The sequence below is a fragment of the Acinetobacter sp. ANC 5378 genome (genome assembly GCF_013004315.1).
Taxonomy (GTDB): Bacteria; Pseudomonadota; Gammaproteobacteria; order Pseudomonadales; family Moraxellaceae; genus Acinetobacter.
Genome location: NZ_JABERK010000018.1, coordinates 25,537 through 40,463, shown reverse-complemented (window position 1 = coordinate 40,463; position 14,927 = coordinate 25,537). Strand labels below are relative to the sequence as shown.

At 40.2% G+C, this 14,927-nt stretch carries 12 protein-coding genes, 2 pseudogenes and 1 riboswitch; of the genes and pseudogenes, 8 read left to right on the top strand and 6 right to left on the bottom strand.

Translation table 11 applies throughout. The features are described from left to right. The first annotated feature begins 634 nt into the window (after nucleotides 1-634). From HLH16_RS06300 to HLH16_RS06285, 4 genes and pseudogenes are all read left to right on the top strand, one after another. Nucleotides 635-1,189 (top strand): YqgE/AlgH family protein, encoded by a 555-nt coding sequence (locus HLH16_RS06300; RefSeq protein ID WP_171528690.1) that lies wholly within the window; start codon nucleotides 635-637, stop codon nucleotides 1,187-1,189. Continuing rightward, the gene (gene ruvX / locus HLH16_RS06295; RefSeq protein ID WP_171528689.1) at nucleotides 1,182-1,625 is read left to right on the top strand and encodes a Holliday junction resolvase RuvX; all 444 of its coding nucleotides are present in this window, start codon (nucleotides 1,182-1,184) and stop codon (nucleotides 1,623-1,625) included. Before HLH16_RS06300 ends, ruvX begins: the two co-directional genes overlap by 8 nt. A 114-nt stretch (nucleotides 1,626-1,739) precedes the next feature. Continuing rightward, nucleotides 1,740-1,860, top strand: a pseudogene (locus tag HLH16_RS06290) (IS5/IS1182 family transposase); the annotation flags it as partial. A 173-nt stretch (nucleotides 1,861-2,033) separates the two neighbouring features. Then, entirely contained in the window at nucleotides 2,034-2,807 is a 774-nt protein-coding gene (locus HLH16_RS06285; protein ID WP_171528688.1) for an IclR family transcriptional regulator, read from the top strand. 212 nt (nucleotides 2,808-3,019) lie between these two features. Here HLH16_RS06285 and HLH16_RS06280 read toward each other — a convergent pair whose 3' ends face one another. Next, a complete protein-coding gene (locus tag HLH16_RS06280) occupies nucleotides 3,020-3,637 on the bottom strand; it encodes an alpha-ketoglutarate-dependent dioxygenase AlkB family protein (protein WP_171528693.1) in 618 nt (205 codons plus the stop codon). Between the two features lie 135 nt (nucleotides 3,638-3,772). Between HLH16_RS06280 and HLH16_RS06275 the strand changes: the two genes are divergently transcribed. Next, entirely contained in the window at nucleotides 3,773-5,575 is a 1,803-nt protein-coding gene (locus HLH16_RS06275) for an ABC transporter ATP-binding protein (RefSeq protein WP_171528687.1), read from the top strand. Nucleotides 5,576-5,812: 237 nt separating this feature from the next. Here the strand turns inward: HLH16_RS06275 and HLH16_RS06270 are convergent, their stop codons facing one another. The 5 genes and pseudogenes from HLH16_RS06270 to abuO form a co-directional block, all read right to left on the bottom strand. Further along, entirely contained in the window at nucleotides 5,813-6,769 is a 957-nt protein-coding gene (locus tag HLH16_RS06270; protein ID WP_171528686.1) for a hypothetical protein, read from the bottom strand. Next, nucleotides 6,766-7,737, bottom strand: a pseudogene (locus HLH16_RS06265) (glycosyltransferase family 2 protein); the annotation flags it as partial. The pseudogene HLH16_RS06265 and the gene HLH16_RS06270, both read right to left, overlap by 4 nt. A 15-nt stretch (nucleotides 7,738-7,752) precedes the next feature. Beyond that, nucleotides 7,753-8,106: a glycosyltransferase family protein gene (locus tag HLH16_RS15735; protein WP_250850239.1), complete on the bottom strand. Its 354-nt coding sequence runs from the start codon at nucleotides 8,104-8,106 to the stop codon at nucleotides 7,753-7,755. A gap of 395 nt (nucleotides 8,107-8,501) precedes the next feature. Then, the gene (gene phoU / locus HLH16_RS06260) at nucleotides 8,502-9,221 is read right to left on the bottom strand and encodes a phosphate signaling complex protein PhoU (protein WP_214646633.1); all 720 of its coding nucleotides are present in this window, start codon (nucleotides 9,219-9,221) and stop codon (nucleotides 8,502-8,504) included. Between the two features lie 96 nt (nucleotides 9,222-9,317). Then, entirely contained in the window at nucleotides 9,318-10,670 is a 1,353-nt protein-coding gene (gene abuO / locus HLH16_RS06255; RefSeq protein WP_171528685.1) for a multidrug efflux outer membrane protein AbuO, read from the bottom strand. A gap of 264 nt (nucleotides 10,671-10,934) precedes the next feature. Between abuO and HLH16_RS06250 the strand changes: the two genes are divergently transcribed. From HLH16_RS06250 to HLH16_RS06240, 3 genes are all read left to right on the top strand, one after another. Further along, entirely contained in the window at nucleotides 10,935-12,002 is a 1,068-nt protein-coding gene (locus tag HLH16_RS06250) for a hypothetical protein (RefSeq protein WP_214646630.1), read from the top strand. Nucleotides 12,003-12,093: 91 nt separating this feature from the next. Beyond that, a riboswitch (TPP riboswitch) is annotated at nucleotides 12,094-12,222 on the top strand. A 112-nt stretch (nucleotides 12,223-12,334) separates the two neighbouring features. Next, nucleotides 12,335-14,230: a phosphomethylpyrimidine synthase ThiC gene (gene thiC, locus HLH16_RS06245; RefSeq protein ID WP_171528683.1), complete on the top strand. Its 1,896-nt coding sequence runs from the start codon at nucleotides 12,335-12,337 to the stop codon at nucleotides 14,228-14,230. A gap of 76 nt (nucleotides 14,231-14,306) precedes the next feature. Continuing rightward, complete coding sequence (locus tag HLH16_RS06240; RefSeq protein WP_171528682.1) at nucleotides 14,307-14,927, top strand: NUDIX domain-containing protein; 621 nt, start codon at nucleotides 14,307-14,309, stop codon at nucleotides 14,925-14,927.

Sequence of the window (14,927 nt, the reverse complement as noted above, 5' to 3'; positions counted from 1 at the left end):
TTTAAGAATAATGGACGAGGAACTCCAACGAGTCGTTTAAATTCCCCATCATTAAATCGAGTTAAATTTTCATATTTCATGGGGCTAGTATAAACAATTTTTTACTTTCGCAAGAGATCTATTATTAATCGTTTTTTTATCTAACTAAAATCATAAACTGCACTCAATTGAAAACCTACAACCAAGATATAAATTTTAAAAATATTTAATATTTCTTTAGAAAAAATTAAGTTACAATGAAAATCCATAAAATCAATTTATTGTTAAAACATAAATATAGGTAATATAAGTTATCTTGATGAACATTATTTATATTTATTCAGTATTATTATTTTAACTGTATTTTTTAATATTTTTAGATTGCATCTAGATAATTAAAAAATTAATCAGAATAATGAAATTTACTATGTCTTAAAATAAAATATGGCTTAACAACCTCTTTAAATAAACTTTAAAATCATACTTTATTTTTCTATCTACTCAGTTTCAACAAAGCCAAGTTGTCAGCAACTTATTTTTATGGGATAAATACAATCAAGGAATAGTCAGTTTGAGTGATTGAAATCAGGTAACTTACCGCCATTCATCACTTTTGCAGACTGCAAATTATACTGACTTTAGGAGAACTGCTCAGATGACCAAACAGTTTCTGACACATCGCTGTCTGATTGCACCTCCTGATTTAGCCGATGATTTTTTTGCCAATACAGTAATCTATTTGGCACGACATGATGAAGATGGTGCTCAAGGCATTATCATTAACCGCCCTTCTGGTCTTTCAATTAAAGAATTATTGAATGATCTGGAAATTGAAGCGGATAATGTAAATCCCCATGATGTATTACAGGGTGGACCGTTACGCCCGGAAGCAGGCTTTGTGCTGCATACCGGTCAACCGACTTGGCATTCATCCATTGCGGTGGGTGAAAATGTCTGCATCACCACCTCTAAAGATATTCTAGATGCCATTGCACATAACGAAGGCGTTGGACGTTATCAAATTGCCTTGGGTTATGCGAGTTGGGGCAAAAACCAGCTTGAAAAAGAACTATCACGTGGCGACTGGCTCATCTGTGATTCAGATATGGATTTAATTTTTAACTTACCTTACGACGACCGCTGGGATGCTGCCTATAAAAAAATGGGCGTAGACCGTACCTGGCTTTCATCAGAGATTGGACATGCCTGATTTATCACAACCCCAGCTGATTATGGCATTCGATTTTGGTACACAAAAAATGGGCATGGCAGTCGGTCAATCATTGATTGAAAGTGCCAATCCCCTTGCCCTGTTTCCGATGAAAGATGGGATTCCCAACTGGGATGAATTACTGAAAATCGTGAAACAGCATCAACCCACCTTATTCCTAGTCGGTTTGCCACTGAATATGGATGATAGTGAATCCGAACTTTCGACACGTTCACGCAAGTTTGCCCGTCGTTTACGCCATCAGACCAATATTGAAACTTTAATGGTGGATGAGCGTTTAACTACTCGTGAAGCACGCGATGAATTGGGTCATTATCAGGCTCAAGGTCGCGCTAAAAAACTGTCTGCGGATAGTGTTGCTGCTGCGCTTTTTATTGAAAGCTGGTATCGTAATCCTGAAGGGCTTACACCTTAATTTTATGAAAAGCCATTGAAACAAAAAAGCCATTCAAAACTGAATGGCTTTTTAATTACTTAGATTCTCAGATGAAGTGCAACAAAGATAAACGCTATTGATCAGCGTAATGATGACCGATATATCTATAAAGCAAAGCATCTGATCAAGAACTTTTTTTACCAAGCTGAAGCAGTATCGTGGTATTGCCACACGCTATGACCAACTGGCTCAAAACTTCCTGCCAGCAGTCTAGCTTGCCTCAACGATGATCTGACTTAATAGATGACATGCCCTAAGTTATAAAATAGTTTTAAATGCTGACAAATACAGCAGTGCCCCAACAAAAGCTCTCCTCTGGCTATTTTTTTGTTATAAAGTAATACGTGTTACTTTCTCTTTTTATATGCTTTGACCAAGCAGGTACTTATGGCAATTTCTAGTTTTGGTAAGATTCTCACCGTTTTGGATCTATTTTCGGTGTCTCGCCCTATCATTAATGTCGATATCATTAGTGAGGAATTAGGACTGTCTAAACCTACCAGTTACCGGTATTTAAAAGAACTCGTATCTTCAGAATTATTACAGCGCTTAAGTGGTACTTCAGGTGACTATACGCTGGGTTCCAAAATTGCAGTCTTGGACTACATTTCCCGTACCACCGATCCATTGGTGCAGATCAGCATCCCCTTTATGCAGCAAATTGTGGAACGTACTGAATTCAGCTGTCTGCTCACGCATTTGAATTATGATTCGTGTATCGATATTCATCATGAACTGTATAAAGACATGACCACGCTGATTTATGGTCGTGGTTGCCCTCGCCCTATCTATAAGGGTTCTTCTGCTAAAGTGATTTTGGCACATTTACCTAAACAACGCATTTTGGATTACTACCAGCGCTTTGCGACCGAACTGTCTGAAATTGGATTTGCCCATAGCGAAGAAGCGTTTATGTTGCAGATGAAACAGATTAAAAAGCAGGGTTATTATTTTTCTAATGGAGAAGTGGATCCAAATTTGGCTAGTCTTTCTATTCCGGTAAAATTTTCCAGCAAAGAACCACCTTTGGCCTTGACCTTATTAGGCTCTAAAAATCGCTTTGAATTTATTAATTTTCAGAAGCTGATCGAAATTTTGCAGGAAAATGCAGCACTGGTAGAGAAAAAATTTGCTGAATTATCTAAAGAGGATGATCTTTAAAAATTTCATTTAAATTCAATTAAATATCAATTAATGAAAAACAAAGCCTATTTTTTTATTGTATTATTAACCCCATTCTCATAATATGATTATAGTTCTTCATGTGGCCAGTTGTATTCCATGACAATTTGTGCAACATCCTCAGAGAAAAGCTCGTGCCTATGCATGAGCTTTTTTTTTGGCTTTATTTTTAGCCGATCAAATACATCATTTTAGAAAAAATAACGGAAGGTCAGATTAATCCGCGGTTCGAGTATCCGTGTCGATTTCATCAAGGCATGTTTCCAGTACTGTTGAGTCTTGCCTCGCATCACAATCAGCTGTCCGCTATGTAAAAGCAAATCGACTTTTTCTGCCTTGTGTTTATGCTTAAAACTAAATTTACGGGTTGCCCCCAAACTCAAAGAAGCAATAACAGTTTCCTGCCCCGTAGCGGATACCAAGGCAGCCTCATCATCACTATGCCAACCCACGGCTTGGGTACCATTTTCATATAAATTGGCTAAGCACGAATTAAAGCTATGCCCGACCAGCTTTTCGATATGTTGTTTTAAACGAAAGAGTGCAGGATTCCACAGATGCGCCTGCTTAAATGTACCTGAATAGTGATATTGGTAATTTTCATCGCCATACCATGCCACTTGACGTCCGGTTTTATGATGTTGACCAAACAAAATGACTTCATCATGCTGCCATGCCAAAGTGGCTAAAAAATAACGGAAATATTTTTCACTCTGCTCAGACGTTAAAATTAAACCGAAATCTTCCACTACCCCATCACAGGGCAACACATTCGCTTGAGCTTCAGGCGCAAATAAATCAAAGTTCATCATTAGATATAAAGAGAAGATTCACTTTTATTTTAGCCGATTGTGTCTGTACACAATTCAAAACATTGTATGCGCTTGTGACATCCAATCATCAGGCTTAGACTGAAATTAAGCTTAACAATAAAAAAATTGCATATGAATTTATGGCTCTTATTCCAAAAGCTTCGACCTTTTGTACGTCCTTATCGTTTATTGGTTTTCGCAACGCTGGTTTTAACCCTGATCGGCTCTTTCACCGCACAGGTCAATGCACTGACTTTACAGTATGCGGTTGATAGCATTAACCGGCTGATTGAAGCGGGGTTGGGACTGTCTGAAGGCTGGCACATTCTGATCACCATTTCTGCCATCTTATTGGGCAAAGAAGTCATCAATGCCTTCGTGCAATTTGGACAAAAATTTTATGGTGAAAAGCTGCGCATTTTTGTCTCGCAAGATTTAGCCCAAGGCATTATTGAAAAATTTCTAACTTATCGGCTGGCGTTTTTTAATGAAGACAATAATCAGGCCGGTAAATTACAGACCCGTATTGACCGTGGCATTGGTTCACTGACACGTCTGGTGCAAATTTTCTTTATTGATATTTTACCGTTATTTACCAGCGCGATTGTGGCACTTGGGCTGATGTTCTATGCCAATGTTTATGTCGGACTGGTAGCTTTAAGTATTGTGCCAATTTATTTTTGGCTGACCTATAAACAGGCACAGAAACTCGGTGGATGGCGACGTAACCTGCGCGATGGACGTGAAAAAAAGAGCCAGGGCATCTTAAGTATTATTAACTCAATTACCGTGATTAAATCTTTTAACCGTGAATCGATTGAATCTGACAAACAGCTTAAATTACAAAGAGAACTCACTGCCAACCAGATGCAGACCCGTCAAACCAGCTTTCTTTTTGACGGTTTAAAAACCTTTATCGAGCAGATTGGTATTGTGCTGATCATCATTTTAACCGCATATTTTGTGCTGGATGGTCAGATGAGTATCGGCATGATTATGTACCATGTGCTGTTATTCAATAATGTTTCTGCCCCGATTCGTTCCTTGCATCGAATTTATGATGAAGTCAATGATGCGATGATTTACTCGGAAAGCTTCTTTAAAATTTTGGAAGCCGATCATGAAATTGAACCAAGTGGCGCAAAAAAACCGGCCATCACAGGCAAGTTCGAACTGAAAAATGTCGAATTTTATTATCCCAATGGGCATCATGCCTTAAAGAATATCAACATGGTGATTCAACCGAATAAAATCACCGCGCTGGTCGGTTTATCTGGTGCGGGAAAATCAACATTGATCAGTTTACTGGATAAATTCTATCAACCCGCATCCGGACAGATTCAACTCGATGGCATCAATCTGGAAGAGATCGACACGCAATATCTACGCGATCATATTGGTTTGGTACTGCAAAAAAATCATATTTTCCAAGGTTCTATTTTTGACAATATTCGTTATGGTAAAACCAATGCCAGTCTTGAAGATGTCATGGATGCTGCCAAAAAGGCCTCGATTCATGAGCAAATTTTACAGCTTCCGCATGCTTATGAAGCCGATGCCTTGATGCTTTCAGGCGGTCAACAACAACGAATTGCACTTGCCCGCATGTTTCTCAAAAACCCGCCGATTATTTTTCTGGATGAACCGACGGCCAGTTTAGATGCAATTGCCTCGGAGCAAATCAAACAAAGTCTGGATCAAATCAAACAAGGGCGAACCGTGATTATGATTTCACATAGTCTGTCGCAAATTATTGATGCCGATTACACCTATGTGATGAAAGAAGGCTGCATTGCCGAACACGGCGAACATGATGCGCTCTATCATCAAGAAGGTGTGTATAAAGAAATTTTTGATGCCATGGCCAAGAGCCTAAATATTGAAAAGATTGCCAAAACTTTTGAGGAGGATTCTGAGGAAGAAACGCATAGTTAGTGCTTATATGATTTACCCCCGTATTAACCACCAAGCGTATTTATTAAACCACCTTAATAAATCGCTCAGCAGCTGAACTTGGCAGCAAATCTTAAGCATGTAAATATCATTAACGCGGTCAATTCATTTAAGCTCTCAGTCCTGAATTGGGTATGTCCTAAAAGAGAATAAGGGATTATTTGGCCTGTACTAAAGTCACAACACCTATTCATAACCCCATTCTTTATTCAGACCGGACTAGAATCGTACAATCCACTCACCTTTTATATAGTGATAATCATAATCTGGTCCATAAAAAGAAGCACTGCGGTTATATCCGGCATTCATGCGTAGAAACTGTGACCCACGAATTGGGCTTTGCAAGTTCAATTCAAATAGCCGGGTGGATTGGCTCGGATCCGCATTAATTTTTTCACGTCCGAAACCAGCGGTTAAACCAGCAGACCATCCGGCAAAGCGCTTACGCCAACCTAGGGCCAACATCGACTCCTCATAATCCTGAGGGTTGAAATACGCTCCACCCACATCCTCTTCACTACTACGGTAGGTACGATATCGGGCCTGAAGTGTCAGTCCCAAGTCGAGAGAAGGCTGATAGATCAATTTAATTCGGCCATGATCACGGCGATTATCGTCTGAAAAAAATTGTGATCCCGCTACACCGATGACTGTGACATGCTCACCTAAGCCCTGATCCAGTGCAGCGCCCACGAAAGTGAAATTCGTCCCCTGATCCAAAGCGGATTGAGTTTCTACCCAGTCACGATTAGCGAAAACTTCCAATACTGTCTTTTGAGCAAGCGGTGTTCGATAACTGCCATCAAAGGTGAATAAGGTATGATCACCCTGCTCAAATACACCGGCTTCCAAGGACCAGCCATTTGCTGTAGCAGAATCAATTTCACGTCCAATAAATGAGATCTTTTGACCATCTCGACTCCAGTCCTCAGCTTTATACTGATAAGCACTGGCACGTACACCTAAGTAATGATCTGCATTTTCATATTGAGGTAGAAATTCTGCCGATAGTTTACGGGTTTGAAAACCTTCGCTATCATCACTAAAAAAGAATTCCGTTCCAGCAGCACGTTCACTTTGTGTCTGCCCTTCCTCTAATCCATTTGCCAAGCTAGGTGTAGTGATGCTGATGAGCAAAGGAACAAGCACATAGATTCCAGTTTTTATGTTTTTCATTTTGTCCCCCATGTTTTTCGTGTTTTGAACAACTCATCTAAATACCCTAAAATACTGGCGGGCTGTAATAAGAAACTATATGTGAGTACATACAATAAAAAACCAATAAAGTTTTTCCGCACCTTGAGTTCCAGATCGTCAAACATTCTGCGTTCAATCGAATAATTTAATAGTCCTAGTAAGAATGCCATAGGCAACAATGCCAGAGTCATAATACCGACAATCCAGTAATGTCCAAAACACGCCAGGATGATTCCTGGTATAAAACCAAAGGTAAAGGCAATATCTAGCCAAGGGAAAACCAGGTTCCAATAAATAAAAAATGTGGATAATCTCGGCTTAATTAAAATCCCGGGATGTTTAATAAATGCTTCAATCATGCCACGGGCCCAACGCTGACGCTGTTTAACAAATACTTTAAGCGTCGTGGGTGCATTGGTAAACAGACAGGCATCCTCACAATGTCCCACACGATAGCCAGCCTTCAACAAGGCCCAGGTGAGTACAATATCTTCACCGACACATTCAGGCCATCCACCCACTTCTATCAAGGCATTGCGATCATAAATAGAAAAAGCACCTTGAGCCACTAAGGTTCCCTGATACAGGGACTGCATACGCTTGGTCGCTGCAATACCGAGAAAATAGTCCCATTCCTGAGTTCTGGTTAGCAAATTCTCACGAGAGTTACGTACCAGAATCTTACCTGCAACCGCACGTGTGTTAGGTGGATCCACCATATAGCGTTCGACAATATTAATTAATGCAACACGATGTAAGTAAGAATCCGCATCGACTGTGATCACCAAATCATGGTGAGCGAGTTTCAGTCCTTCATTCAATGCATGTGCCTTACCTGCATTTTTCTTTAAATCAAGTAAAGTTAACCAGGGAAATTTTTGTTGGGCTTTTCGGACAATATCTGCAGTTTCATCCTGAGAACCATCATTAATCACAATGACTTGTAGGAGGCCTGGATATTTTTAAATACCGATACTCACTAAAGTATCTTGTATTGAGGCAGCTTCATTATAGGCGGCAATCAACATGGTAATGCCAGGATAAGAAGGTAACGGCTGTCTCTTTGGTCTCCTGTCCATCATCAAGCTTAAAGCCGCGAATGAATTCATAAATCCTGGAATAATAGCAATGCCATAAATCAAGAAAACAGCCAAAAAATGACCAATATGCGTGCTGAGATCATGCATCCAGTCTTGGGCAATCCATATTGAAAATACTGTCCAAAAACAAGCGCCCATGAGAGACACAACAAACTTTAACTGGACAGAAAAGTAAATTCGAGAGATATCTTCTCTATTACTTTCATCAATGATCATCAGCACTCTCTCAAATATGTCATTTCATTCATAAGACTTGTGCAAGGTTATCTTCAGTAAAGTGTATGACTACGCTGAAACAGATAATGACCTTCTTTACATGCGTTAGTTACCGTAAATGTACGAAAATCATTATTGTTCGGAGAACGGACTTTGCTTTTTTAAAAACAACCTACATTTGTTATGATTATATATATTTTTGTACACTTTTTGATAAATAAGTAACACTTATTAGTCAAATTTATTTTACTCATCTTAAAGTTTTATTCTTTATTATTAAGTCATTATTATTTAGAACTGAGCCATCCACCAAGCTATCGATCTGATAAAGAAAAATTTATCCAAACTAAAAAAGCCTGCAATTTGCAGGCTTTTTACTTTAATAATTCCAGAAATTAACGTTCTTGGACTTTCTCTTCAATTTCTGCAACGCTGGTATGACGCACGTCTAAACCTTTGACCATATAAATGACCTGTTCAGAAATATTGCGTGCATGGTCACCAATTCGCTCCAAAGAACGCAGTACCCATAACACATTAATCACACGTGAAATATGACGTGGATCTTCAATCATATAGGTCATTAAGGTACGGGTTGCCGATTGATATTCACGGTCAATGTCGGCATCGGCAAGTAAGACACGCAAGGCTTGATCGACATCTAAACGCGCAAAGGCATCTAAGGCATCATGAATCATCACCCGCACCTGATTACCAATGTGACGGGTTTCCATATAGCCGCGTGGTGAATTGCCTTCTTCACACAAATTCTGTGCAATACGTGCAATTTTTGCCGCTTCATCACCAATACGCTCTAAATCGGTATTGGCTTTAGACATGGCTATTACCATACGCAAATCAATTGCCGCAGGATGACGGCGTGCCAAAATCAGGGTTAAGGCTTCGTCAATTTCCGTCTCTAAACGATTGACGACATTGTCCTGAAATTGCACATCGATCGCCAAGCTTGCATCGGTGTCTAATAAAGCACGAATACCGTTGGCAACTTGTTGTTCAACCATACCACCCATGGTCATAAATTTGGTATTTACATCCTGTAACTCTTCATTGAATTGCGAAGAAATATGGTGATTCAACACCGGATTATTTGGCAAGGGGGCGTACTCCACAACAGCAATTTTAGGATTAAAAATCTTGGTCAATATTAAATCATATCTAATATGAAGCTTTGATGACAAACATCCAAATGTTTAGCTGGCTGGTTTGACTGCTTTATCGATCAGCCAAGCATTCATTTCTTCAACATCTTGTTCTGTTAATTTGCCAACAGCAGCTTTCAAACGTAGCACATTAATCAAGTAATCATATTGTGCATTTAGGTAATCCTGTTTGGCAGAAAAAGCATTTCGTTGTGCCAAAAGCACATCCACCATGGTTTTCAAACCTTCCTGATATTGGGCTTTAGAGGCTTGAGAAACAATACTGGCCGAATCCATGGCCGCTTTACGCGCTTGTAGTTTAGCCTGATCAGTTTCCACCTGCATATAGGATTTTTTTACATCAGTATTGGCTTTACGAATGGCAGCATCCAGCTGGGCTTGACTTTTTTTCACATTCACTGCGGCTTTTTGAATGGATTTTTGCGTGCGTCCACCGTTATATACGTTCCAGTTCATTTCCACACCGACCTGATCAAACTGACCATCACTGGAAACCACATTTTGTGGGGACTGTTTGATATAGCCATAAGTACCGACCGCTTCAATTTGCGGATATAACGCGGCTTTTTCGACGCGTTTTTGATCTTCGGCATAATGCTGTTGAATCTTTGCTTGCTGAATGGAAAGATTTTGACTCAGTGCTAAAGCGGTCCATGCTTCCAAGTCTGCCGGATAAGGTTTTTGAAACTGAAAATCGTCTCTGAGTATCGCCAAGTTTTCGCGATAGGGTCCAATGATTTGTGCCAGTTGTTCTTGCGCCAAAATCAATTGCACATGAGTGGCAATCCGGTTGGCGCGTGCACTTTCGTATTGTGCATTGGCTTCACTGACATCACTTTTTGCAACCAGACCTTCGCGCAATTTGGCATTCATTAAATTGAGCTGTTCCAACAAGGCTTTTTCTTCTTGTAAATTGGCCGTGGTTAAACTTTGTTGACGCAGCACATTAAAATAAGATTCGGATACATTTAAAATATGTTCTTGGCGTTGTAGCTGCAAATTGATTTCACTCAAACTGACTGAGGTTTTAACTTGCTTTAAACCTTCCCAGGCATCCCAACGAAAAATCGGTTGCCGTGCAGTCATGGCAATTTGTTTAGTGGTTGAAGAAGACGAACTAAATGCGTCCGCAGGAAAACCGGGAATACTGGCCTGATTCGCATCTTGGCTTTTACGCGTGACATTTCCAGAAACAGTAATGGTCGGAAGTAAATTTCCTTTCGCAATCCCCAGATTTAATTGATCTGCTTCATACTGTAAAAGATTAGCTTGCCAGTTTGGATCGGTAGTTTTTGCACGTTGATACGCCTCAACCAAATCCAAAGCATAACTGCATGGACTTATCAGTAAAACACATGCACTGATGACTATTTTTATATTCATTTTTTATGGTAAATCCCTGCACCGTACCTGACCATCTGCAAACACGCATATTTCAAAGAAAACTATGCAATATTAGAGTGATCTCCTTAATTTTCCGTATAATTTTTACAATTCGCCATGCTATATCGATTCATCTATAAAATGCTAGTCCATGATCACAGCACGTAACTAAACTCCTGCACAATACTACACAGACAAAATCTTTTTCAGCTATAAAATAGCCGCAATCCACCAAAATCATTGCTGCATGTATCCAGATATCGAATGACTGTGCCTTTCAAAAAAAAATCCTCTGTAAAGCGATGCCTTCCTTTTGTCATTTTGATGCTTTTGCTCGGCTGTCAAAAACCTGAACCTCAGCCTATTCCAGAACCGCTACAAAAACAATCGCAGCAAGATGAAACGGTGGATTTATCTTTATTATGCAAAAATATTGAAAAAAATATGGCAGAAATTAATGCTGAACGTACCACTTTCGCATTAGAACAGATCAATCAAGATTTAAAATTATGCCTACCGCTGTCTACATTTTCTGAACAACAACATTTGTTGGCCCTGTCTAATCAAATGTATAACAACTTCTTAACCGTGGATAGAACACCGCCACAACAAGTGGCTTTTGAAGCGTATGCTTTTGATTTATCCCAGCATCCAACCATTCAGCAAAACCATTTTGAACAACTGAATCTACGTGACCAATATTTATTGAAACATAAAGGTCAGGCCTACATCGAGCTGTTTGATGCAGGCAAAGGCTTGGTCAATTATCGTCGTAGCCCTGAATATTTAGCCAAAATTTTTGCCCCTTATATGCCGCGAGCAGAACAGGTATTTATCGAAAATTTGGCGACACAGAATATGATGCCTGTGTTTGTTGAAGATACCTTAATGATTGAGCCACACGAGATTGCAACTCGCGCCTTATTTTGGGAAGAATATTTAAATCAATATCCTAAAAGTAGCTATCGCAAAGATGCAACGTATCTTTTGCAGATGTATACCCTGTTTTTATTTAAGGGCATGAACGACTCGCCTGTCTCTGACACTTATACTGATAAACATGCCATCCAAAGTAGTTCGATGGATGAATTTGAAAAATTAGCTCGGGTCAAAAATTCGTATTTAGCGCTTCAGGCGACAAAATTTATGCAATTTCTACAATTATCCGAACAGCAGCGCTTAAAAGAAATTCCAGTTCAGTTAAGCCCAAAAGAACAACAAACGATGTCTGAACCTCAGCTCACACTCAAACAATTAGATCAGTATTTAGGGTTGCAAAATTTAAACCGGTCTAAAACACGTGATTGTTTTAGTGATGCCGTTTGTCTCTAATCAAACCCTTTCAATTAAAGACCTCTAGAACCACATAAAAGCGATATTTAATGTGAATGTTTTTTAGTGCTTGGGCATGTTAATATTTGTCCATCGCTTGACGGAGCGCGAGTAATTGCTCGCTGAGATTGTGTCAGTTCTTTCTATAAAGAACTTAAGCACAAGTACCGTTGAACCTGATCAGGTTAAGACCTGCGTAGGAATCAAGCATCTAAAAACTGAAGCCCTCAATTTATCTGTTTTGTTGATTTTCTCAATGAATTACACCAGATAAATCCGCCACGTTTTTGGTCGTGCTTGATTCGTTGATGTCATTCATAAGGATCATTGCAATGAACCAGTTAACGAATCTATCTGCAACAGATATTTCTGCTCAACATGAGCAAGATGCTAAAGATCTCACCCGTATTTTACCCGCTTCAAAAAAAGTCTATATCCAGGGTTCTCGCGCCGACATTCAAGTCCCGATGCGTGCCATTGAACTGACCGAGACCCCGACCGGTTTAGGCGGCGAACAGAATCCGGATATTCTGGTGTATGACACTTCAGGTGTGTATACCGATCCTAAAGTTGCAATTGACCTGAATAAAGGTTTACCCAATGTTCGTGAAGCATGGATTGAAGAGCGTCTAGATACCGAACGACTAGATACTTTGACTTCCGCCTTTGGACAGGAACGTCTAAAAGATATTCGTACCGCAGAAATTCGTTTTGCACATATTCAAAAACCGCGTCGCGCCAAATCAGGCAAAAATGTCACCCAAATGCACTATGCGCGTCAGGGCATCATTACCCCGGAAATGGAATATATCGCCATCCGTGAAAATCAGCGCCAGCTTGAAGGTGTGGATGCACGCCAACATGTCGGTCAAAACTTCGGAGCGAAAAACCTAACCGAAATCACCCCTGAATTTGTGCGTCAGGAAGTGGCTGAAGGTCGTGCGATTATTCCAGCCAACATTAACCATCCTGAAATTGAACCAATGATTATTGGGCGTAATTTTCTGGTCAAAATCAATGCCAATATTGGTAACTCGGCACTTGGTTCAAGCATTGATGAAGAAGTAGCGAAGATGACCTGGGCCACCCGTTGGGGTGCAGATACCATCATGGATTTGTCGACCGGGAAAAACATCCATGAAACACGGGAATGGATTATTCGCAATTCTCCAGTTCCAATTGGTACCGTTCCGATCTATCAAGCACTGGAAAAAGTCGATGGTGTTGCTGAAGATTTAACTTGGGAAATCTTTAAAGACACCCTGATTGAACAAGCAGAACAAGGCGTGGATTACTTCACCATTCATGCTGGTGTATTGCTTCGCTATGTTCCCCTCACCGCAAACCGTTTGACCGGTATTGTCTCGCGTGGTGGATCCATCATGGCGCAGTGGTGTCTGGCACATCATCAGGAAAACTTCCTCTATACCCATTTTGATGAAATCTGCGAGATCATGAAAGCCTATGACGTATCATTCAGTTTAGGCGATGGCTTACGCCCGGGTTGTATTCAGGACGCCAATGATGAAGCACAATTTTCAGAATTACGGACTTTGGGTGAACTGACCCATCGCGCGTGGCAACATGATGTGCAAGTGATGATTGAAGGTCCGGGTCATGTGCCAATGCATATGATTAAGGAAAACATGAATCTGCAACTGGAAGTCTGCCAGGAAGCACCTTTCTATACTTTAGGACCTTTAACTACAGATATTGCTCCGGGTTATGACCATATTACTTCAGCAATTGGTGCAGCGATGATTGGTTGGTACGGTACAGCCATGTTGTGTTATGTCACCCCGAAAGAACATCTGGGCTTGCCAAACAAGAAAGATGTTAAAGATGGCATCATCACTTATAAAATTGCTGCCCATGCTGCCGATTTAGCCAAAGGTCATCCGGGTTCACAAGTACGTGACAATGCTTTATCGAAAGCGCGTTTTGAATTCCGTTGGGAAGACCAGTTTAACTTGAGTCTTGACCCGGATACCGCACGCAGCATGCATGATGAGACCATGCCGAAGGAAGCGCATAAATCAGCGCATTTTTGTTCGATGTGCGGACCTAAGTTCTGTTCGATGAAAATCACCCAAAATGTGAGAGATTATGCGAAAAATCAAAGCAACGCGGAACATAGCCAAGAACAAAATGCAGAGATAGAAGCGGGATTCGAAACGATGAAAACCACCTACCAAGAACATGGTCAAAAATTGTACCACAAGCTTTAATTTGGCAAAAAACTCTTTTATTTTCATAAAATTCTCGGTTAGGATGAATGATTGCTTTTCATCCTGACTGAGCTATATGAATATTATTAGACAAGCAACATATAACAGCGACGAAGTCAAAATCCAGTCACGTGAATATCTGTTCCGTGGCTTCATTCAGGTTGAAAAAGTCAGTCTCCAACATCGTTTATTTAATCAAACTGAATACACGCCCGTAATTCAACGTGAACTTATTCACCGACCTGAAGCTGCGGGTGTACTGATTTATGATGATGCCCAACAAAAATTTGCCTTAATTGAACAATTTCGTGTCGGTGCGATGGATGATTCAGATTCAGCCTGGCAACTGGAAATTATTGCCGGAGTGCTGGATGGTGATGAATCCCCTGAAAGCTGTATCCGCCGTGAGAGTTTAGAAGAGTCGGGTTGTAAGATTGATCAGTTACAGCACTTATTCAGTTTTTATCCATCTGCAGGTGCCTGCTCAGAATTGTTTCATTTATACAGTGCACACGCGAATCTTCCTGAACAAGGCGGGATCTTTGGTATGCATGATGAAGGCGAAAATATTCAATTGCATCTGATTGACTACAGTGAAATTAAAAATTTATTCAGCAATGGCCGATTAAGAAATGCACCGGTGATTATGGCATTGCAATGGTTGCAACAACATATTAAAACGACAAGGAATGTCTAA

Excerpts from the sequence above, each read along its gene's own strand:
- HLH16_RS06275 (WP_171528687.1), top strand. The coding sequence starts at position 3,773 with ATGAATTTATGGCTCTTATTCCAAAAGCTTCGACCTTTTGTACGTCCT.
- HLH16_RS06300 (WP_171528690.1), top strand. The coding sequence starts at position 635 with ATGACCAAACAGTTTCTGACACATCGCTGTCTGATTGCACCTCCTGAT.
- thiC (WP_171528683.1), top strand. The coding sequence starts at position 12,335 with ATGAACCAGTTAACGAATCTATCTGCAACAGATATTTCTGCTCAACAT.
- HLH16_RS15735 (WP_250850239.1), bottom strand. The coding sequence starts at position 8,106 with ATGATCATTGATGAAAGTAATAGAGAAGATATCTCTCGAATTTACTTT.
- abuO (WP_171528685.1), bottom strand. The coding sequence starts at position 10,670 with ATGAATATAAAAATAGTCATCAGTGCATGTGTTTTACTGATAAGTCCA.
- ruvX (WP_171528689.1), top strand. The coding sequence starts at position 1,182 with ATGCCTGATTTATCACAACCCCAGCTGATTATGGCATTCGATTTTGGT.
- HLH16_RS06285 (WP_171528688.1), top strand. The coding sequence starts at position 2,034 with ATGGCAATTTCTAGTTTTGGTAAGATTCTCACCGTTTTGGATCTATTT.
- HLH16_RS06250 (WP_214646630.1), top strand. The coding sequence starts at position 10,935 with ATGACTGTGCCTTTCAAAAAAAAATCCTCTGTAAAGCGATGCCTTCCT.
- HLH16_RS06280 (WP_171528693.1), bottom strand. The coding sequence starts at position 3,637 with ATGAACTTTGATTTATTTGCGCCTGAAGCTCAAGCGAATGTGTTGCCC.
- HLH16_RS06240 (WP_171528682.1), top strand. The coding sequence starts at position 14,307 with ATGAATATTATTAGACAAGCAACATATAACAGCGACGAAGTCAAAATC.
- HLH16_RS06270 (WP_171528686.1), bottom strand. The coding sequence starts at position 6,769 with ATGAAAAACATAAAAACTGGAATCTATGTGCTTGTTCCTTTGCTCATC.